Source organism: Cellulosilyticum sp. WCF-2 (assembly GCF_003990395.1).
GTDB classification, from domain to species: Bacteria; Bacillota; Clostridia; order Lachnospirales; family Cellulosilyticaceae; genus Cellulosilyticum; species Cellulosilyticum lentocellum.
In genome coordinates, this window is record NZ_CP034675.1 from 2,287,839 (window position 1) to 2,310,135 (window position 22,297).

General features: G+C 35.0%; 18 protein-coding genes. 17 read left to right on the plus strand and 1 reads right to left on the minus strand.

All coding sequences use genetic code 11. The features are described 5' to 3' along the window. Positions 1-217: 217 nt before the first annotated feature. From EKH84_RS10235 to EKH84_RS10310, 17 genes are all read left to right on the plus strand, one after another. The gene (locus tag EKH84_RS10235) at positions 218-1,918 is read left to right on the plus strand and encodes a family 10 glycosylhydrolase (protein ID WP_127066208.1); all 1,701 of its coding nucleotides are present in this window, start codon (positions 218-220) and stop codon (positions 1,916-1,918) included. A 156-nt stretch (positions 1,919-2,074) separates the two neighbouring features. After that, positions 2,075-3,049: an aldo/keto reductase gene (locus EKH84_RS10240; protein ID WP_127066209.1), complete on the plus strand. Its 975-nt coding sequence runs from the start codon at positions 2,075-2,077 to the stop codon at positions 3,047-3,049. 313 nt (positions 3,050-3,362) lie between these two features. Beyond that, on the plus strand, positions 3,363-3,902 hold the full coding sequence (locus EKH84_RS10245) for a cysteine hydrolase family protein (RefSeq protein ID WP_127066210.1): 540 nt from the start codon (positions 3,363-3,365) through the stop codon (positions 3,900-3,902). 104 nt (positions 3,903-4,006) lie between these two features. Next, positions 4,007-4,807 carry a ribose-phosphate pyrophosphokinase gene (locus EKH84_RS10250; RefSeq protein WP_127066211.1) on the plus strand — a complete coding sequence of 267 codons (801 nt, stop codon included), beginning with the start codon at positions 4,007-4,009 and terminating at the stop codon, positions 4,805-4,807. A 132-nt stretch (positions 4,808-4,939) separates the two neighbouring features. Beyond that, the gene (locus tag EKH84_RS10255) at positions 4,940-6,472 is read left to right on the plus strand and encodes a nicotinate phosphoribosyltransferase (protein WP_127066212.1); all 1,533 of its coding nucleotides are present in this window, start codon (positions 4,940-4,942) and stop codon (positions 6,470-6,472) included. Positions 6,473-6,490: 18 nt separating this feature from the next. Further along, entirely contained in the window at positions 6,491-8,434 is a 1,944-nt protein-coding gene (locus tag EKH84_RS10260) for an NAD(+) synthase (protein ID WP_127066213.1), read from the plus strand. After that, positions 8,434-9,357 carry a ketopantoate reductase family protein gene (locus EKH84_RS10265; protein ID WP_127066214.1) on the plus strand — a complete coding sequence of 308 codons (924 nt, stop codon included), beginning with the start codon at positions 8,434-8,436 and terminating at the stop codon, positions 9,355-9,357. Before EKH84_RS10260 ends, EKH84_RS10265 begins: the two co-directional genes overlap by 1 nt. Before the next feature lie 125 nt (positions 9,358-9,482). After that, entirely contained in the window at positions 9,483-9,749 is a 267-nt protein-coding gene (locus tag EKH84_RS10270) for a zinc ribbon domain-containing protein (RefSeq protein ID WP_127066215.1), read from the plus strand. Positions 9,750-10,378: 629 nt separating this feature from the next. Continuing rightward, on the plus strand, positions 10,379-10,912 hold the full coding sequence (locus EKH84_RS10275) for a GNAT family N-acetyltransferase (protein WP_127066216.1): 534 nt from the start codon (positions 10,379-10,381) through the stop codon (positions 10,910-10,912). Between the two features lie 72 nt (positions 10,913-10,984). Next, the gene (locus EKH84_RS10280; protein ID WP_243118660.1) at positions 10,985-11,866 is read left to right on the plus strand and encodes an esterase/lipase family protein; all 882 of its coding nucleotides are present in this window, start codon (positions 10,985-10,987) and stop codon (positions 11,864-11,866) included. A gap of 103 nt (positions 11,867-11,969) precedes the next feature. Next, positions 11,970-12,308: a hypothetical protein gene (locus tag EKH84_RS22490; RefSeq protein ID WP_243118661.1), complete on the plus strand. Its 339-nt coding sequence runs from the start codon at positions 11,970-11,972 to the stop codon at positions 12,306-12,308. 156 nt (positions 12,309-12,464) lie between these two features. After that, positions 12,465-12,911 (plus strand): GNAT family N-acetyltransferase, encoded by a 447-nt coding sequence (locus EKH84_RS10285; protein WP_127066217.1) that lies wholly within the window; start codon positions 12,465-12,467, stop codon positions 12,909-12,911. Between the two features lie 586 nt (positions 12,912-13,497). Then, the gene (locus EKH84_RS10290; RefSeq protein WP_127066218.1) at positions 13,498-14,949 is read left to right on the plus strand and encodes an aminotransferase class I/II-fold pyridoxal phosphate-dependent enzyme; all 1,452 of its coding nucleotides are present in this window, start codon (positions 13,498-13,500) and stop codon (positions 14,947-14,949) included. 21 nt (positions 14,950-14,970) lie between these two features. Then, positions 14,971-15,813: a polyamine aminopropyltransferase gene (gene speE / locus EKH84_RS10295; protein WP_127066219.1), complete on the plus strand. Its 843-nt coding sequence runs from the start codon at positions 14,971-14,973 to the stop codon at positions 15,811-15,813. 40 nt (positions 15,814-15,853) lie between these two features. Next, on the plus strand, positions 15,854-17,053 hold the full coding sequence (locus tag EKH84_RS10300) for a saccharopine dehydrogenase family protein (protein ID WP_127066220.1): 1,200 nt from the start codon (positions 15,854-15,856) through the stop codon (positions 17,051-17,053). A 10-nt stretch (positions 17,054-17,063) separates the two neighbouring features. Continuing rightward, entirely contained in the window at positions 17,064-18,197 is a 1,134-nt protein-coding gene (gene nspC, locus EKH84_RS10305; protein WP_127066221.1) for a carboxynorspermidine decarboxylase, read from the plus strand. Positions 18,198-18,440: 243 nt separating this feature from the next. Then, positions 18,441-20,180 carry a hypothetical protein gene (locus EKH84_RS10310; protein WP_127066222.1) on the plus strand — a complete coding sequence of 580 codons (1,740 nt, stop codon included), beginning with the start codon at positions 18,441-18,443 and terminating at the stop codon, positions 20,178-20,180. A 127-nt stretch (positions 20,181-20,307) separates the two neighbouring features. Here EKH84_RS10310 and EKH84_RS10315 read toward each other — a convergent pair whose 3' ends face one another. Further along, positions 20,308-22,050 carry an ABC-F family ATP-binding cassette domain-containing protein gene (locus EKH84_RS10315; RefSeq protein ID WP_127066223.1) on the minus strand — a complete coding sequence of 581 codons (1,743 nt, stop codon included), beginning with the start codon at positions 22,048-22,050 and terminating at the stop codon, positions 20,308-20,310. Positions 22,051-22,297 lie beyond the last annotated feature (247 nt).

The following is a 22,297-nucleotide window of genomic DNA, read 5'->3' on the forward strand; positions in this document are numbered from 1 at the left end:
CCTTTCTTTTATTTATAGATTTATTATAAAGCTAAATGAACAGCTAAACTATAGGATTTTGGTGACAGTTTTCTTTCAGTTTTGTAACATTTAGAAGCTAAACATCATAACTACATAACAAATAGATGACAAACATTTACAAATTGTGGGAGTCCCTTTATAATTTAAAGAAGAAAAACCTAAAAAAAGCTAGAATATCGCCAAAGGAGGAAAGAAAGTGAAAAAAGTAGTCTCAGTATTCACTGTGTTTATGCTCATAGTGAGTATGTTTAGTGTGAATGCACTAGCACAAACACAAAGTAAACAATTAAGAGGGGTTTGGATATCGACAGTTTATAATTTAGATTATCCAAGCACTAAAAATAATATAAGTGCTCAAAAAGATGAGTTCACCACAAAATTAGATCAGTTAAAAGCCATAGGTATTAATGCTGTTTTTATACAAGTAAGGCCAAAAGCTGATGCCTTATATAAGTCTCATATTAATCCTTGGTCAGACGTATTAACAGGCACGCAAGGGCAAGATCCAGGCTATGACCCATTAGCTTTTATGATAGAAGAAGCACATAAAAGAGGAATGGAACTTCATGCATGGTTAAATCCTTATCGTGTAACAACCAGTGGCACAGATGTTAATGCTTTAGCAATTAATCATCCAGCTCGCTTAAATCCTTCTTGGTTATTTAGTTATAATAATGCACTCTACTATAATCCGGAGTTAGAAGAAGTTAAAGTACATATTGTAGATACAGTCAAAGAAATTGCTACAAACTATAATGTAGATGGGATTCATTTTGATGATTATTTTTACCCATCTTCGTATCCACTTCCAGCAGGTGAAAGCAAAGATGGCACCGTAGCTAATCATAGACGCCAAGCAGTTAATGATATGGTATCTCGTGTAAGCTATGCTATTAAAGCGATTAATCGTTCTTCAGGAAAGAATATCAGTTTTGGTATTAGCCCAGCAGGTATTTGGAAGAATAATACTTCTGATCCTTTAGGCTCAGCAACATCAGGTAATGAAGCGTATTATTCGGTATACGCTGATGCAAGAACCTGGATTCAAAATGGTTGGCTAGATTACATTACACCTCAAATCTATTGGGAAACAGGTCATGCTAAAGCAGATTATGAAACTTTAGTGAAATGGTGGTCTAATCAAGTAGTAGGTACTTCTACTAAGCTATATATTGGACAAGGTATTTATCGTGATGTAGTGGCAACTCAAATTGATACGCAATTAGCTGTCAATGAAAAGTATACCCAAGTTGAGGGCAGTATTTACTTTAGTTTGAGAGATCTTTTGAGTAATCGTATGGGAAGCAAAGATAAAATTAGCAATTATTACAAAGCAAACCCAGTGACAGGTACAGGAAATACAGGTTCTGGAGGAAACAGTAGTAACAATGGTAATAGTAATACTGAAAATGGTACGGGTTCAGGTTCTTCTAGCAGCAATGTAAATCCTAATGCTGTGGGAAAAACAGGTGTTGTATCTGCAACAACTTTAAATATTAGATCTGGTGCTAGAACAGATAGACCAGTTGTTGCAAAAGTAAGTAGTGGAACTAAGGTTACTATCCTAAGTATTTTAGGGGATTGGTATAAAGTAAAGTTGTCTAACGGCACAGTGGGTTGGGCAAGTGCAGCGTATATCAAGGTAGATGCCAGTCAAAGTACAACCAATAATGGCAATACAGCTGGTAGTACAACAAATACTAGCAGTTTTCCAAAACAAGGTACAGTTAATGCGACGAGCCTTAATATTAGAGCAGGAGCTAGAACAGATAGACCTATCGTAGCTAAGTTAGCTAAAGGAACAAAGGTTACGATATTATCTGTATTAGGAGATTGGTATAAGGTGAAATTAGCAGATGGCACCATTGGTTGGTGTGTGAAGACTTATATTAGTTAGAGACGCTAGTAAATAGTAGAAAAGGAAGAATATGAGGCATACAAGCCTGTATTCTTCCTTTTTGTTAATCTTTTTTGTTATTTATAAACTATTGATTATTTATTTGATATTATATAAGATGATAGTAAAATAATAGATACTAAAAGGAGAGACAAAATGCAAACGATGAAGATAGGACATTCTGATTTAGAAGTATCTAAAATAGCTTTAGGAACCTGGGCTATAGGTGGTGGTTCTTGGTGGGGAACTAATGATGATAATGAATCTATAAAAACCATTCGCACGGCAGTAGATAAAGGAATTAACCTTGTAGATACAGCACCAGTATATGGATTTGGTCATAGTGAAGAAGTAGTAGGAAAGGCGATTAAGCCTGTACGTAACCAAGTGGTTTTATCAACAAAATGTGGTTTAATGTTCGACCGAACTGTAGGAAGCTATTATTTCTCCAGAGATGGTTTTGATGTCTATAAAAACTTAACAAAACAAGCTATTATTGACTCTGTAGATCAAAGCTTAAAGCGCTTAGGTACTGATTATATAGATATCTTATTTACTCACTGGCAAAGTGTAGAGCCTTTCATTGTGCCTATAGAGGAAACAATGGAAGCCTTAATGGCACTTAAAAAAGCAGGTAAAATTAGAGCTATTGGTGGGTCTAATATGTCTGCTTGGCATATTGAAGAGTATATAAGATACGGTGAGCTAGATATTATTCAAGAAAAGTATAGCTTAATTGATAGACGTATTGAAAAAGAAATTTTACCAGCTGCCGAAAAGTATGGTGTTACTTTTCAAGCTTATTCACCACTGGAACAAGGTTTGTTAACAGGAAAGATTCGTAAGGATTATGTACCAGAGTTAGGTAGCTCAAGAGACGGTAAGAAGTGGTACAAGCAAGAGAATTTAAGTAAGATTGTAGATGGTGTGGATTCTTGGGTACCACTTTGTGATAAATATGGTTGTACGCTTGGAAATTTAGCTATTGCCTGGGTGGCAGCACAAAGCAATAATATGAACGTATTGTGTGGTGCTAGAAAATTAGAACAAATAGAAGAAAATGCTTTAGCAGGTAATATTACACTTGAGACTGAGGATGTGGCATTTATGAGAGATTCTATTTGTTTATAAAGTAGAGATATACTAAGAGATTCATAAAAACAAAAGGGATGTTGTGAGATGAGCGACATTCCTTTTTGCTATTTAGAAAAGATTTCATTTTACATTTCATAGATCATAGGAGCTAACTAGTGTGTCTGCTATCTTGCTTAGTTAAAGACTTGATTCTTAACGAGGAAATTTATTAAATTAATTGACAAATTAGTTTTGACTGAATATAATAGGCATATAAATAGTTAGTAACAAAAAGTTACTAAGTTGAAAGTGGTTGTATTTAACACTAAAATAAAGTTTAAAGCATGATGATTAAAAGGAGGATGATAGTATGAAAAAAGTGCTTATAGTAGTCGATATGCAAAATGATTTTATTACAGGAAGCCTAGGAACCAAAGAAGCTGAGGTTATAGTGCCACGCGTTGTCAAAAAGATAGAAGACTATAAAGCTAGGGGAGAAATGGTTTTCTTCACAAGGGACACTCACTTCGAAGATTATTTGACGACTCAAGAGGGGAATAAATTACCGGTAGAACATTGTATTAAATCTACCTGGGGTTGGGAATTAGCAGAACCAATTGAGAAGCTGATAGAAGCTCATACACCAGTGATTGATAAACTGACTTTTGGTAGCATAGCTTTAGGGGAGCAGATTAAAGTACTTAATGATAAAGAAGCAGTAGAGATAGAGCTTGTTGGTTTGTGTACAGATATTTGTGTTGTTTCTAATGCCATAGTACTTAAAGCTTATTGTCCAGAAATCCCACTAACAGTAGATGCTAGCTGCTGTGCAGGTGTAACACCTGAAACCCATACAAGTGCTTTAACAACCTTGAAGATGTGTCAGGTAAATGTTATTAACGAAAATTAGAAATGGCTATCTAAGGTTTTACACTCATTTACTTTAGCAAAAGGGAAGAGGCATATGACAAATGAGTGTATAGGATAAGGATAGTAGATAAAGGAGGCATAGGTATGATTCGAATAAATGGTAAGCAAATAGAGCCAGGCTATTTTCCAGATGGTACTTTACTTATTAAACACTTCACAAAGAAGAATGAAAAGATACACATTGATTGGCAATACGAAAACAATGAAGAACTTTTAGTAGTGACTTTTTTAACAAGGCATTTACAGGATAAGGGGATTCATGATATTGAGTTATGGATGCCTTATGTGCCAAATGCTAGACAAGATCGCACTAAGAGACCGGAAGATGTGTTTACTTTGAAGTATTTTTGTGAAATGATTAATGCCCTAAATTTTAGTAAGGTTCATGTACTAGACCCTCATTCAGATGTGACCAGTGCGCTACTACATAGGGTAGAGCAGATGTCAGTGAAGCCTTATGTAGAAGAAGCAGTTAAACAAAGTGGCATAGTAGCTAGCAAGGATATTATTTTTTATCCTGATAGTGGTAGTCAGAAACGTTATAGTGAACAATTTCAATTTCCAAATGCTTTTGGGATTAAGCAAAGAGATTGGGAAACAGGAGAGATTAAAGGTTTAGAAGTTTCAGGGTATCTACCTAAGGAACCATTTAATGTACTCATTATTGATGATATTAGTAGCTTTGGAGGCACCTTTTATTTTTCGGCTTTAAAGCTAAAAGCCTTAGGTGCAGATCAAATCGATTTATACATTACACATTGTGAAAATAGTATTTTGGAGGGTAAACTCATGGAAGGTGATTTGATTCGCCATATTTATACGACATCCAGCTTATTAACCCATACACATGAGAAAATCACAGTGCTACCAGTTGGTTACAGATAAGAATCACTTGATCTAACAATCACTACTGAGAAATGAGTGGAGTAGATTATATTTGTATAAAATTGCTTTTGTAATAATAGAAGGCAATGAAAATAGATATTGAAAAATAGGAAGAAATAAGGGGAGATTAAAATGAATTTTGGAATCAATATAAATCCATTATTATTATTAGATTATTATAAAACAACACATGCTGAGCAGTATCCTAAAGGGTTAACTAAAATGGCTTCTTATTTTACACCTCGTATGAGCAGATTAGAAGGGGAAGAACATCTCATTATGTTTGGCCTTCAAGGTTTTATTAAGACTTATCTGATGGAAGCTTTTAATGATAATTTCTTTAAGAGACCTAAAGAGGAGGTACTGGCTGAGTATGAGAGGCTGCTAACGGCTACCTTAGGAAAAGGGGCTTATGGCTTAGAGAAAATTGCAGCACTTCATGATTTAGGATACTTGCCATTAGAAATCAAAGCGGTGCCAGAAGGAACGAGAGTACCTATTAAAGTACCTATGTTAGAAGTAAGTAATACCCATCCGGATTTTGTATGGCTTGTGAATACTATTGAAACCAATATTTCATGTAATTTATGGCATACGATGATAAGTGCTAATGTAGGATATAAATACCGTCAAATTGTTAATCACTATTATGATTTAAGTGTAGAAGACAATGTACCAAGGAGACGTGCTTTAGGAGATTTTTCTATGAGAGGTCAAGAAAGCACAGAGAGTGCTATTAAAAGTAGTGCGGCCTTTTGCTTATCTTTTGTAAATACTGCCACAGTCCCAGCTATTAGTTATTTAGAGCATTTATATAACTGTGATTGCACCAAGGAAGAGGTGGCTTTTGGAGCTATTAGCACAGAGCATAGTGTGATGTGTTCTAACTATGCTGTAGATGGCGATGAAACAGTGATGATTAAACGCCTTTTAACGGAAATTTATCCAAAGCATAATTTTTCTATGGTAAGTGATAGCTATGATTACTGGCGCCTAGTGACGGAGCTTCTACCAGCTTGTGAAAAAGAGATTATGGCTCACGAAGGGACACTACTTGTTAGAGGAGATAGTGGCGATCCTGTGGATATTATTTGCGGTACTAGCAGAAACGGTGGTGAAACACCAGAAGAAAAAGGAACGGTTCAGTGTTTATGGGAAAGTTTTGGTGGCAGCGTTAATAGTAAAGGTTATAAAGTATTGGATTCACATATTAAAGCAATCTATGGAGACAGCATTACACCACAACGTGCTATTGCCATTTATGAAAGATTACTAGAAAAAGGATTTGCTTGTAACAATGTAGTATTAGGTGTAGGTAGCTTTTCTATGCAATGTCTTCAAAATGAAGATGGTAGCTTCAACCCTTATACTAGAGATACCTTTGGTATTGCCATTAAAGCTACTTATGCGGAGCAAGAAGAGAATCGTATTGAGATTTTTAAAAATCCTAAGACAGATACAGGTAACTTTAAAAAATCTCAAAAAGGATTATGCTATGTATATGAAAAAGATGGTGAGTTAACATATATCGATGGCTATGGTACTAGCTTTAAAGAAGAAATCACTGCAGAAAATCAATTAAAGACCGTGTTTAAGGACGGAAAAATGACGAAACAATACACATTGAGGGAGATTCGTGATAGACTTCATAGAGGAGACTTTTAAAAAGGAGATGACGACTATATGTATGGCTTTGTAAAGCTAGCAGCTGCAGTACCTAGTGTAAGAGTAGCTGATTGTTACTATAATAAAGAACAGATTTTAAAGCAAATTCAACTAGCTGATCAGGAAGGGGTGCAGGTCATAGGATTTCCTGAGCTTTGTATAACGGGTTATACCTGTGCTGATTTATTTTTCCAAACAACCCTTTTAGAAAGCGCTAAAAAGGCTTTAGGTGAAATTGCCAAGGCAACTAAGAAGATGGAAATGTTAATTGTTTTAGGTCTTCCATTGATGATTGAAGACGAACTTTATAACTGCGCGGCTGTTCTTTTAAAAGGAAAAGTGCTAGGGGTTGTACCAAAAAGCTATATTCCTAACTATAATGAGTTTTATGAAAAAAGATGGTTTGCCCTAGGAACGGATTTAGGTATAGGTGAAATGACCTTATTAGGTGAAAAGGTACCTGTAGGCACGGATTTGCTTTTTGAGTGTGGTGAGTTAAAAGTAGGAGTAGAAATCTGTGAAGATGTCTGGACACCTATTCCACCAAGTTCTCTTTTAGCACTAGCTGGTGCCAATGTAATCGTGAACTTATCAGCAAGTAATGAAATTATTGCAAAGAGAGATTACCGCCGTCAGCTTGTAAGTCAGCAATCTGCTAGAACCTTATGTGCTTACCTTTATGTTTCAGCAGGAGCAGAAGAATCTACAACAGACCTTGTCTTTAGTGGTCATAGTTTAATTGCTGAAAATGGGGCTATTAAAAAGGAAAATAAAAAGCTTATTGATACTGATTATGTATTAGTAGAGGATGTAGACTTAGAACGCCTTCAAAAAGATCGTATCAAAGGAAAGAGCTATGGAGATAGCAGAAAGTTCTTTATGCCAGAAGTAAGGCGCATAGAAGGTGAGACTTTAATCTATAGAGGAACTTTCAAAGAAAGGATTGCAAGAAAACCTTTCGTGCCTCATGTTGCAGAAACGAGAGATAAACGCTGTGAAGATATTTTTTCACTTCAAGTAGCAGGACTTAAAAAGCGTCTTAGTCATACAGGCAGCAAGCGTGCTATTATTGGTATTTCAGGTGGTTTAGACTCTACCTTAGCACTACTGGTAGCTGTTCAAGCTTTTGATGATTTAGGTTGGGATCGCAAGGGGGTTGTAGGTGTAACTATGCCAGGCTTTGGAACTACTGATCGTACTTATGAAAATGCCCTTCAACTCATGAGAGAGTTAGGCATTACCATGAGAGAGATTCCTATAGCAGCAGCTTGCAAACAGCACTTTAGTGATATTGGGCATGATGAAAATGTTCATGACATTACTTATGAAAATACCCAAGCTAGAGAGCGTACTAAGATTTTAATGAATATTGCTAATCAAGGTGGAGGTATGGTAGTCGGTACAGGAGACCTAAGTGAGTTAGCACTAGGCTGGTGTACTTATAATGGGGACCATATGAGCATGTACGCCGTTAATACAAGTGTACCAAAAACTTTAGTAAGAAGCCTGGTTTATACTATTTCTAAACGTCAAAGTGAAAAGGTAAAGGATACTTTACTAGATGTGTTAGATACTCCTGTTAGTCCTGAACTTTTACCTGTTGGTAAAAATGGGGAGATGCTTCAAAAAACAGAAGATACAGTTGGGCCCTATGAGCTCCATGACTTCTTCTTGTATTATTTATTACGTTTTGGTTTTAGTCCAAGTAAAATTTATTTCTTAGCGAAAACAGCTTTTGCAGTTAAAGAAGAGGAAACAGATGAGCTTTATAGTCATGAAACCATTTTAAAATGGCTAAAAGTCTTTTATCGTCGTTTCTTCAGTCAACAATTTAAACGTAGCTGCTTGCCTGATGGACCAAAAATCGGAAGTATTTGTTTATCACCAAGAGGAGACTGGCGTATGCCAAGTGATGCTTGTAGCAGTTTATGGTTAAGTGAAATAGAGGAGCTGAGTGAATAATGAAGATTGAAAAAGTAGCCATTATTGGTATAGGTGCAATCGGTGCTTTTATGGCTTCTAAGCTTTCTTCTGTATTATCAAATGAAAAATTAGTTGTTATTGCTGAGGGAGAAAGAAAAGCAAGATTAGAAAAAGGTCTTTTAATCAATAGTAAGTCCTATCAATTTCAAATTGTTACACCTGAGGAAAAAAGTGAGCCTGCGGACTTAGTTATGATTGCCACTAAATATCAAGGGTTAGATGCAGCTACAAAAGCTATTAAAAATCAAGTAGGTAAGCATACAGTGATTATGTCCCTTTTAAATGGGGTAAATAGTGAAGAAAAGCTTCAAGAGGTCTATGGTGACAAGGTTATTTATGCTTTAATGCGTTTAAGTAGTATTAGAACAGATGAGGGCATTTCGTTTAATGAACGTAATGGGTATATTGAGTTTGGAGAAGAACGTAACGACGTGTTATCAGAACGTATTTTGGCTATTAAAACGCTTTTTGAAACAGCAGGAATTCAGTATAAAATTCCTCTAGATATGAGAAAGGCACTTTGGCATAAATATGCTTGTAATGTAGCTGAAAACCAAAGCTCTGCCATATTAGGTATTCCCTTTGGGGCTTGGCAGGTAAGTGAAACAGCTAATCATTTAAGAGAAGCAGCTATGCGAGAAGTGTTTGCTGTGGCAGCTAAAAAAGGTATTATTTTTACGGAAGAAGAATTACTGGCGCAAAGAGAGTTACTTAGTCATGTTCCATACGGTAATAAAACCTCTATGCTACAAGATATTGAAAATAAAAGAGTAACTGAGGTAGAAATGTTTGCAGGTGAAATGATTGCCATGGGTAAGGAAGTAGGTGTACCAACACCTATTAATGAAGTGTTCTATGATGCTATTAAAATTTTAGAAGAAAAAAATAAAGGGCTTATTTAACTGGCGGATTGGCAAAGGTTATAAGCGGGTTTGAAATAAAAACTTTATTAATGTGACATGCTGTTGTCATATTCATCTCCTTATAATAAGTCTATCAAATAACTTATTATAAGGAGGTTTTTTAGATGGAAGATAAATATTGTCAATCTTGTGGTATGCCTATGGGGGAAACAGATGAGTTATATGGCACTGAGCAAGATGGAAGTAAAAGCACAGATTACTGTAAGTATTGCTATGACCAAGGGGATTTTATCAGTGATGTGACTATGGAAGAAGAAATAGAAAACTGTGTACCGATCTTAGTAGAGGAAAAAGTATGTGCCACTGCAGAAGAAGCAAGAGCTATGATGAAGGAGTTCTTCCCTACCTTAAAGCGCTGGAAACAAGCATAAAGCCTCTGAGACAACAACCACCAATCATGCCGGAAAATAAATGATGTTTGAGATGAAGAACCAAGAACTATTAGAAGAAATGGAAAAACTCTTGCTAATAAAAGAAAGCCTAATAAAAAGTGAGAAAAGAATACGTCATTATGAAATCTGATAGTTGATCAGTAATATGATAAGTAACATAAAATAATCCAAGTATTTCTAGTGATTTTAGAGATGCTTGGATTATTTTATGTTAAAAATATTAAATTATTCTGATTATATAGTAAATTACCCCTCTCGAGTATATAATGACTTTATGTTGATCAATGAGAATACAACGAGAAGAATATTGAAGAACGAGGGAAAATATGTGTAAAAATGTAATTCATATTTATGGGGCATCAGGCTCAGGAACATCTACATTATGAATATTCATATCAAACCAGCTTGGATATAACCAAGAATATCTTATGGTACATGATTATAAAGAACCTAAAATAGGATTTGGTGAAAAAGGACGATGACACAATGAATATGAAATGATAGACGAAAACCAAATTAATTATATGAATTGTAAAAGAGCGAATCCTTGCGATAAAGGAAGGATCAGTATGGTTTTATAAAAAATAGTTATTGCATAAGGAGAAAAAATGAAAACAATAGAAACTGAGAGATTAATCATTAGGAACTTTCAAGCGGATGATTGGAAAGATTTACAGGAATACTTATCTGATCAAGAAGTTATTAGATACTCACCTTATATGGTACATACAGATGAAATGGCTAAAGAGGAAGTTCATAAACGAATAAATACTGATGATTTTATGGCAGTGAGTTTAAAGCAAACTAATAAAGTTATAGGTGAACTAATTTATGAAAATGGAGAATTTGATTCAAAGGAGGTAGGATTCTTTTTTAATACGCAATATCAAGGGGCGGGCTACGCTACAGAAGCTGTATCAGCATTACTAGATGTAGCTTTTAATAGCTTAGGAGTACGAAGAATAACTGCTAGATGTGATGCATTAAATATAAAATCACTAATGCTATTAGAGAGGCTCGGTATGAGAAAAGAAGGCATGTTTATAAAACATCTTTATTTTAAACATGATGAGAAAGGAAATCCGATTTGGGCAGATACTTGTTTGTATGGTATTTTGAATGACGAATGGAAGCTGGCATAAGTTTGAAATATACTATAGGGTAAGCTGAATCTCCTAGTGATAAGAGAATGAAGGTGAAAATAGGGGTGAAAAATGAAAAGAAATATTTTTGAACGAATAGGACTTTGTATTTTAATATTTTTTATAGTTAACATTTTTAGTCTTGCTACTTTAATGGATAGTTATTATATCATTATTCCAGCATGTATTGCTTTTATTTTAATCAATATAGCGCCATCCTTTAGGAAAGGAACAAGTAAGCGCAATAGAATGCTAACAAATGGTGTAGAGCTACTTATACTTTTTGTGTTTTCTACTATTTTATCAACTATATATACTGTATGGCTCTGGTTTAATTTGCATTCCCAAAATGTAACTGCATTCTGGATTAATTGCCTTATTGTAGTGATAGGTGAAGCTGTGCTATTTTGGAATGGCATCATTCGTGTTTATCTGACCTCAGTTCAGCTTGGAATCAAATGGAGGATTATTGGAATAGCCTGTGGTATGATCCCTATTGTGAACTTAGTTGCCTTATACAAAATTATTTCTATAGTCATGAAAGAAATACAATTTGAGAATCAAAAATATTATATTAATATAGGCCGAGCAGAAAAAATGGAATGTAAGACAAAGTATCCTTTGTTATTAGTACATGGCGTGTTTTTTAGAGACAGTAGATACCTCAACTACTGGGGGCGTATACCGAGTGAGCTCATAAAAAATGGAGCAACAGTATATTATGGCGTTCAGGATTCGGCTGCTTCGGTTAAAGAATGTGGAAAAGAAATTGCTGAGCGGATAAAAGAGATTGTTAAAGAAACGGGATGTGAAAAAGTTAATATCATTGCTCACTCAAAAGGTGGTTTGGATAAGGTATGCAATAAGCTGTTTAGATGTAGCGGCATTTGTAGCATCATTAACGACGATCAATACACCACACAGAGGTTGTATTTTTGCAGATTATTTACTTAATAAGCTGCCTGAAAGCTTTTGTCAGTCTATTGCCCGAAAATATAATAGGACATTACTAAAACTCGGAGATAAAAATCCTGATTTCATGACTGCGGTAAAAGATTTGACAGCTTCAGAATGTAGCAAATTCAACGAAACAGCCCCTGATATGCCTCATGTTTTCTATCAAAGTGTAGGTTCTAAGATGAAAAGAGCTACTAGTGGGAAGTTTCCTCTTAATGTGTCTTATCCACTTGTTCGTCATTTTGATGGTGAAAGTGATGGACTTGTTGCAGTTGAATCAATGAAATGGGGAGAACAGTTTACGTTTGTCAAGGCCAACGGCTACCGAGGTATTTCTCACGGAGATATGATAGATTTAAATCGTGAAAATATACATGGCTTTGATGTTAGGGAGTTTTATTTTAATATGGTAAAAGATTTAAAGAATAGGGGATTATGAACATAATCTATAATAATAGTAATACCTAAAATGCTAATTTGTTTAGAGAAGGTTATAAACAAATTTATTAATTTTATAAAATGCTAAATGAATCATGCTGATAATAGTGAGAGAACTACAAAAGATATTAAGAGAGATTATTTAAGGAGCAGAAATATGGAAATACGAGAACTTTTATCAAATGAATATGAAATGGCATTACAATTAGCTTGGACAGTTTTTCAGGAATATGAAGGCCCTGATTATTCTGAGCAAGGAATAAAATCGTTTTATGATTCATTGCACGACACTGAATATATAAAAAGGCTTAGAATATATGGAGCATTTGAACATACTAAACTCATTGGTATTCTTGCGACTCGTAGCAATGGAAATCACATTGCTTTGTTTTTTGTAGATGGCAAGTATCATAGAAAAGGAATTGGAAAACAGTTATTTGAAAAAGTTTGTTTGGATAATAGTTCTGGTAATATGACAGTTAATTCCTCTCCTTTTGCTGTGAAAGTCTATCATCATTTAGGGTTTATCGACAGTGATATTGAACAAGTCACTGATGGCTTAAGATATACACCTATGATCTATCGTCTAAAAAAGGATAATTAAAATAAAGTAGATAAGTCAAAGATATATTAAGCAGAAGCAGTACAAGTATCTCTATCTAGAGGAGATTCTTGTACTGCTTTTATATGATGCAGCATTGCTTCTGAATGATGAACATTAATTTTATAAAATTAAAGAAATTATCTTCTATGATGTTTAATAGGAGAGAAAAATAACTAATATTTTGCTTAAATAGCACAGTATAACGAAAAAAACAAAAAAAATTATTCTAAAAAATACATAAAGCCCTTTACAGATTAGTAGCAACTAAAAAGTCAATATTATGAAGTGTTAGAAGAAAAGTAATTAAAAAAATAAAAAAGATAACTTTTCAGATAAATAAAAAATACCGAACAAAAGTTTAGTATGTATAAACAAAATAGTTAGAGAAAATAAGATAAGGTATTGCTATTTTTTTTTGTCTATTGTACAATGTGTAACGAAATCCATAAATAGGTGTTAGCCTATGGTATAACAAGCCGTAGGACGTGTGTGTTAGATGGAGTTATCTATTATTACTAAACAAATAACTTAATATTACATACACTATAAATGGCAGAAAAAATATATTTGTAAAGGAAAATGAATGATGTATAAAAGTTCTCAAGAACGTATGCCTATTTATGAGGCCTTACAAAAATATAAGGATATGCGCATTGTACCTTTTGATGTACCTGGCCATAAACAAGGACGAGGAAATAAGGAGCTTACAGAGTTTTTAGGTGAATCCTGTATGCAAATTGATGTGAATTCTATGAAGCCTTTAGATAATCTATGTCATCCAGTATCAGTGATTAAAGAAGCTGAGCAGTTAGCAGCAGAGGCTTTTGGCGCGAAACATGCTTTTTTCATGGTAGGAGGAACCACTTCATCCGTACAAGCTATGGTGATGACGGCATGCAAGCGAGGGGATAAAATCATTATGCCTAGGAATGTTCATCGTAGTGCCATTAATGCTTTAGTTGTATGCGGTGCTATTCCTGTTTATGTGAATCCAGGGGTTAACAAGGAATTAGGAATTCCTTTAGGCATGTCCTATGAAGATGTTAAAGCTGCTATTTTAGAACATCCAGATGCCAAAGCAGTGCTGATTAACAATCCGACTTATTACGGCATTTGTTCACCTCTTAAACGTATTACAGAGCTAGCTCACGAAAATGGTATGCTAGTGCTAGTTGATGAAGCACATGGGACTCATTTTTATTTTCATGATGAATTACCTGCTTCAGCCATGAGTGTAGGAGCAGATATGGCAGCTGTGAGTATGCATAAAACAGGTGGGTCTTTGACGCAAAGTTCTTTTTTACTCATCAATAACAATGTGGGTGAAGGTTATACACGTCAGATTATTAATTTAACACAGACCACAAGTGGTTCTTATTTACTCATGTCTTCTCTTGACATTTCCAGAAAAAATCTTGCTTTAAATGGAAAAGAGATTTTTGATAGGGTGATAGAACTTGCAAATTATGCAAGAGAAGAGATTAATAAAATGGGTGGTTACTATGCTTTTGGTAAAGAGCTTATTAATGGAGACACAGTATTTGATTTTGACGTAACTAAGTTATCCATACATACAAGAGACATGGGCCTTGCAGGCATTGAGGTTTATGATGTTCTTAGAGATGATTATGATATACAAATAGAATTTGGAGATATTGGCAATGTGTTAGCTATTATCTCTGTAGGTGATACAGATTTAGCGATAGAACGTCTTATTTCAGCTTTAGCAGAAACTAAAAGACGTTATCTTAAAAGTCCATCAGGTATGCTAGATCACGAATATATTAATCCGCAGGTGGCAATGACACCTCAAGAAGCTTTTTATGCAGATAAGAGGTCTATACCAATAGAAGATAGTACAGGTTATATTTGTAGTGAGTTTGTTATGTGCTATCCTCCTGGCATTCCTATACTAGCGCCAGGTGAAAGAATTACAAAAGAGATTTTAGATTATATTCACTATGCCAAAATGAAAGGCTGCTTCCTAACAGGAACAGAAGACATTCATATTGAGCATATCAATGTGGTGAAAGAGTAAGAGGCGAAAGGAGCGAGTTTAATGGAGTTATGGTATACAGAAGAACATAGCCCTTATGTTCGTTTTTCGATTAAGGTAGATCGTCACCTCTATGCGAAGCAAAGTAAGTACCAACGTATAGATGTGATGAATTCATATGAATTTGGTACTTTCTTAACTCTGGATGGGTGTATGATGCTCACTGAAAAGGATGAATTTATTTATCACGATATGATTGTCCATGTGCCTATGGCTACAAATCCAAAGATTAAAAAAGTGTTAGTTATTGGTGGTGGTGATGGTGGTACTGTAAGAGAACTTATTCGCTACAAAGGTATCGAGCATATTGATTTAGTAGAGATAGATGAAATGGTAGTAGAAGCTTGCAAGCTTCACCTGATGCAAACTGCTTGTGGTTTAGATGACCCAAGAGTTCATATTTTTTATGAAGATGGCCTTAGATATATCCGCCATATAGAAGGGGAGTATGATCTGATTATTGTAGATTCTACAGATCCTTTTGGCCCAGGAGAAGGGTTATTTACAAAAGAGTTTTACGGTAATTGTTATAAAGCTTTAAAGGAAGACGGGATTTTAGTGAATCAACATGAAAGTCCTTACTATCAAATGCATGCTAATTCACTGAGAAAGGCACATGAGAAGATTATAAGTTTTTTCCCCATTACCAAGCTTTATAGTGCTCATATTCCTACTTATCCATCAGGGCACTGGCTCTTTGGCTTTGCTTCTAAGAAGTATGATCCAATAAAAGATTTAGATGCTAAGGCTTGGAATGAGTTAGGAATAGAGACGCAGTATTATAATACTGAGGTGCATAGAGGAAGTTTTGCTATGCCAAATTACGTTAAAAAGTTATTGAAATAATGAATAAAGAAAAAATACATAACGAGGAGATGATTAAGAGATGGGAAGAGCATTAATTATTGGAGCTGGCGGTGTTGCTAGTGTCGTAGTACATAAGTGTGTACAAAACTGGGAAGTATTTGAAGAAATTTGTATTGCGAGTCGTACAAAATCTAAGTGCGATGCCCTTAAGGAAAAATTAGATGGGGGTAAAACAAAGATTACAACGGCTAAGGTGGATGCTGATAATGTTGATGAGCTTATTGCACTTATTAATGATTATAAGCCTGATCTTGTTATCAATGTGGCATTACCTTATCAAGATTTAACCATTATGGATGCTTGTTTAGCCACTAAAACACATTATTTAGATACCGCTAACTATGAGCCTTTAGATACTGCTAAGTTTGAATATAGCTGGCAATGGGCTTATAGAGAAAGATTTGAAAAAGCCGGGATTACAGCTATTTTAGGTTGCGGATTTGACCCAGGTGTAACAGGTGTCTTCTCAGCTTATGCGCTTAAACATTACTTTGATGAAATTCATTATATTGATATTTTAGATGCCAATGCAGGAGATCACGGCTATCCTTTTGCAACAAACTTTAATCCTGAGATCAATATCCGTGAAGTAACAGCTAAAGGAAGCTATATTGAAAATGGTGAATGGGTAGAAACAGAGCCAATGGAGATTAAGAGAGTGTACAACTTCCCTGAAATTGGGGATAAGGATATGTATTTGTTACACCATGAAGAGTTAGAATCGCTTGCACTTAATATTACAGGGATTAAGCGTATTCGTTTCTTTATGACTTTCTCACAAAACTATTTAACACACCTTAAAGTCCTTGAAAACGTAGGAATGACTTCTATTGAACCAATTGAGTATGAAGGTCAGCAAATTGTACCACTTCAATTCTTAAAAGCTATTTTACCAGATCCAGCGTCTTTAGGACCTAGAACAAAAGGAAAAACAAATATTGGTTGTATCTACCAAGGTGTTAAAGATGGAAAACCCGTTCAATACTATGTGTACAATGTATGTGACCATGAAGAATGCTATAAAGAAGTAGGTTCGCAAGCCATTTCTTATACAACAGGTGTACCAGCTATGATTGGAGCTATGATGCTTCTTCAAGGTAAATGGAAGAAACCGGGTGTTTACAATGTAGAGGAGTTTGATCCAGATCCATTTATGGAAGCGCTTAATAAGTGGGGCTTACCATGGAAAGAATCTTTTGCTCCTGAATTAGTAGAGTAAGGAGAGGACTATGGATTTAGATTTTACAAAAGTACCTACCCCTTGCTATGTGGTAGATGAACGCCTTCTAATAAAGAATCTAGAGATTTTAAAAAAGGTAGAAGAGGAAACGGGCTGCCGTATCCTCTTGGCTACCAAAGCCTTTTCTATGTATGAAACCTTTCCTCTAGTAGCCAAATATTTAAGCGGCGTGACTTCAAGTTCTCTTCATGAAGCTAGACTTGGCTATGAAGAAATGGGAAAAGAAGTTCATATCTATGCAGCAGCTTATAAGGAAGAAGAATTCCATAAGATTATGCACTATTGTAATCATATCGTATTTAACTCCTTTAATCAGTGGAATAAGTACAAAGAAAAGATAAAAGCAGCAGGAAAACCTATTAGCTGCGGTCTTCGTATTAACCCTGAATATGCAGAGGTAGAAACAGAGCTTTATAATCCTTGTGCACCTAAGTCACGTATGGGGATTACTTTAGAGCATTTTGCAGGTGAAGATCTAGAAGGGATTGAAGGTTTACACTTCCATGCTATGTGTGAACAAAATTCAGATACCCTGGAACGTATTTTAAAAGTGGTAGAAGAGAAGTTTGGCGCTTATCTTCATCAAATGAAATGGATTAACTTTGGCGGTGGCCATCATATTACAAGAGCGGACTATGATTTAGAAAAGCTCATTAAGTGCATTAAGCATATTAAAGAAGCCTATGATATAGAGGTTTATCTAGAACCAGGAGAAGCAGTGGCTTTGAACACAGGTTACTTAGTAAGTACGGTTTTAGAAACACTTCATAACGATATAGATATTGCAATTTTAGATACCTCAGCAGCTTGCCATATGCCTGATGTACTAGAAATGCCTTATAGACCACAGATTATTGGCAGTGGCCTAGCAACAGAAAAAGCTTATACCTATCGTCTAGGCAGTGCGACTTGCCTAGCTGGTGATGTGATAGGTGATTATTCATTTGACGCACCACTAAAAGAGGGTGACCGACTAGTATTTTGTGATATGGCACACTATACCATGGTTAAGAATAATACCTTTAATGGAATTAACCTTCCAAGTATTGTACTTTATAGTGAAAAAGAAGGATTTAAAATGATTAAAAGCTTTGGCTATGAGGATTTTAAATCACGTTTATAATGAAGAAGAAAACCTTTGAATCCGATGGATTTGAAGGTTTTTTTCTTGAAAGAGAATATAAAACTATTAATCAATGCTAGGCACGTAAATGCCTAGATTAGGGAAATACATATGCATCATTTATGGAAGAGCTGTTGCACTTAAATTGATAAATCATCGTATAAAAATTAAGGTTAAATTAAGCTTTGTATATTAAACTATTCTTGTAAAGTTGATTAAGGTTATGGAAGGGAGCATGTTAAAATGAATTTTAAAAAAGTAGCACCTATTTTAGCTTTAGTGGTAACAACAAGTCTTTTGGGCGGTTGTACTACAGATACAACTTATGAAGCACAAAGTACTCAAGAAGCCACTAATTTGCAAGAAAACAAAGAAGAAAAAGTATATGTCGTTAAAGTTCAAAATATTACAGATCATACAATAACGGCAGTAACTGGCGAGTTAACACAGGATGGGCCACCTGCACTACCCAATGGAGAGACGGTGACAGGAGATGGACCACCTGCATTACCTGATGGAGAGACTAAGGCAGAGAGTACACCATCTGCATTACCTGATGGTGAGGCAATGACAAATAATACGCCACCATCTGATGAAGGTGGTATGCAATCATTTAGTGCTTCCCAGGAAACAATTACTTTTACTATTGATGATACCACAGAAATTACAATAGAAATGTTACAGGGAACACAAGAAGGTACTCTTGATCAAATTGGTGTCAACGATATTTTAGAAGTAGCACTTAATGATGATCATACAGCTAAAAGCATTATTGTCAAAAATCTTAATGCAGGGGGAGGCTTTGGTGGAAGTAATACCGTAACTCAAGGTACATCGGCTAATACAATTGATACGGATAAAAATATAACAGATGGAAGATATATTTCTACTGGAGATGATGAAAATGCACTCCGTGTTGACAATGCAAAAGTAACCTTAGATGGTATTACAGTAGAAAAAACACAAGGAAACTCTTCTAACACTGAAAATGGTGATTTTTATGGACAAAATGCTGGCTTACTTGTAACAAACGGAGCAGAGGTGACTATTAAAAATAGTGCAGTCAATACAACGGTAACAAATGGAAATGGTATTTTTAGTTATGGGGAAGGAACAGTTGTTAATGTATCAGATAGTGTCATTCATACAACAGGTAATAATTCAGGTGGTATTCAAACTACAGGTGGTGGCACTATGAATGCTACTAACTTAGAAATTGAGACAAAAGGTAACTCAGCTGCGGCTATTCGTAGTGATAGAGGAGGCGGTACTGTAAAAGTATTAGGTGGAAGCTATATAACAAATGGTACTGGTAGTCCATCGATCTATTCTACAGCTGATATTTCTGTAGCTGATGCTACACTTGTAGCTAATAATTCTGAAGCACTTGTAATAGAAGGTAAGAACTCTATAGCTCTTGAAAACTGTAATGTAACAGGTAATATGGGTAGTAGTAATCTTGATGAAAATGATAGCGTACACAATATCATGATTTATCAAAGTATGTCAGGTGATGCCGCCATTGGACACGCTACTTTTACTGCAAAAAATGGTAGTATCACAGCTAACCAAGGTGATATGATTTATATTACCAATACAACTTGTACAGTGGAATTAACAAATGTTGCACTTACTCTAGCAACAGATACACTTCTTAATGTATCTGGAAATACAAGTTCAAGAGGTTGGGGAACACAAGGAAGTAATGGTGGTGATTGTACCTTTATTGCAACCAATCAAGCGATGAATGGTAAAATCCGTGTAGATGATATCTCTATATTAGATCTAACGTTACAACAAGGAACACAATTTACAGGATCAATAAATACTGAAAATATGTCAGGAACAACCACAGTTACAATAGATGACAGTAGTAAATGGGTGCTCACAGGAGATTCTTATATTACTGAATTCACGGGTGACTTAAGTCAGATTGAAACAAATGGTTATAAACTATTTGTAAATGGAGAACAAGTAAAGTAGTTTAAAAATTATTGGGAGTTAGGGAATCCTAAGTATACAGAGGTATATGAAGGATTTTCGGAAATTTAATTATAAATTTCAAGGCCTCATTAAATCGTAGGGATTCAATGAGGCCTTTTATCATAATTTAAAATAGCTTAATCAGTGCTTCTAAGTCGTCACATAGTATTTTAGCACGTATAAAATCGTTATCTTTTAAAGCCAGAGCTACTTTTGTTTCAAGCGCCTTTTTCTTTTGTTCAAGTTCTAGATAGTCTTTATCAAAATGGCTTGCATAAATCATTTTTCTAAATTTACGCATACTTATTTTTCTGATGGTCTTATCATCAATGATTAAGGCGTAATCCATACAGTTAACGATAGAATAGAAGTCATGTGAAATCATAAGAATAGCACCATTATAATTTCCAAGAGCTTTTTCAAGAGCTAATTGTGAGTAGGTGTCTAAATGACTTGTAGGCTCGTCTAATAGCAGTAGGTTTGCATGGCTTGTTGCAATTTTGGCTAATTGAAGGAGATTCTTTTCTCCACCAGATAAAGCCTCAATCTTTTGATGAAGCATTTCTTCTTCAAAGCTATAGCCCACAATATGGGAGAGTACTTCATCATCATTTTTAAAACCAAGTTCGAGAAATTCTTCAAAAATTGTATGAGACTCATCGAGCATTTCACCTTGGCGTTGAGATAAATAAGCCACTTCAGTGCCTTGGTTAAATGCAATGCTTGGATGATCATTTTTAAAAATTTCTCGTAGTAAAGTCGTTTTTCCAGTGCCATTAGCGCCAATGATGGCTACTTTATCAGTGGATTTAATTTCAAAGCTGACATTTTCTAAAAGTGTTTCTTCAAAGGCAGCGCTGTAATCCGTTACTTTTAAAATAGTGGTTTCTGGTTCTATTTCATGATTGGTAAACAAATGAATAGCAGGCTCTTTGATGTAAACAAAGGGTGCTTTAATTCTGCGTGCTTCTAAACGTTCTTGGAGTTTTACTCTAGCTTTTAAAGATTTCCCTTTAGAAGGGTCAGCCAGATTTGTTGCGGCAGTTCTAAGTCTTTCAATAACTTCAGCATTTCGCTCAATGGCATCTGTATCAGCTTGAGCCAGTTCTTGTAGTTCAATCTTTTTCTCAAGGAGTGAGAAGTTATAATCCATATAGTTACCGTCAAATTCTTGTAGCTCCTTATTTTCTAAGTGAATAATCTTATTAAAGCAATAATTGAGTAGATAGCGATTATGGGTGATGACAAGAAGCGTGCCTTTGTGGGCATTAATGAGGTTTTTAAGGGCATTAAGATTTTCGAAATCTAAAAATACATCTGGTTCATCCATAATCATTAAATGTGGGTTACTGAGCATTTCCTTAATAACCTGAACAAGCTTGAATTCACCGCCACTTAGCTGAGAAACCATTAGGTCTTTATGTTTCATAAGATCGGCTAAATTTAATTTTTTATTAATGTTACTTTCAAAATCATCTCCACCAAGTGCTTCAAAAGCATCTAACGTTTCTTGATACTTTTCAAGTAAGGGCTCAATATCAGAAGAGGTTTCCATTTCAGTGCAAATGGCTGTTAATTCATTTTGCAACCCAATACATGGGGCGCCTATATACTCAAATACAGTCATATCTTTTGTTTGTGTAGGTTCAATGAACTGACTCACATAACCAATGCGGCAGTTAGGTGTTATCTCTAAATCACCCTCGAACATATATTTTTCTGGGTTCATGATTAAATCAATCAAGGTGCTTTTTCCACTACCACTTACACCTATAAAAGCACAGTGCTGACCTTCTTTTAATGTAAATGAAATATGATTAAAGAGATCTTTTTGGGGAAAAGAGTAGGATAAGTTATCAACGTTTATCATAGAATGTCCTTTCTTGTCTTTGCTACTAAAAAAGAGCCTATCAAAATAAGCTCTTCGATATATTATTTTATAAACTACAATTTTTTACTCATTTTTGTATGTAAATCTGTTTTGTGAATTTGCTTTAGTAGTATAACATCTTTTAGGATTACTATCAATCTATTCGTTTCGAAGGAGCTATGAAAGATACAGATAGATGTGCATGACTAGGACGAAGGCGGAATATAATGAAGCAAGGTGGATAAGC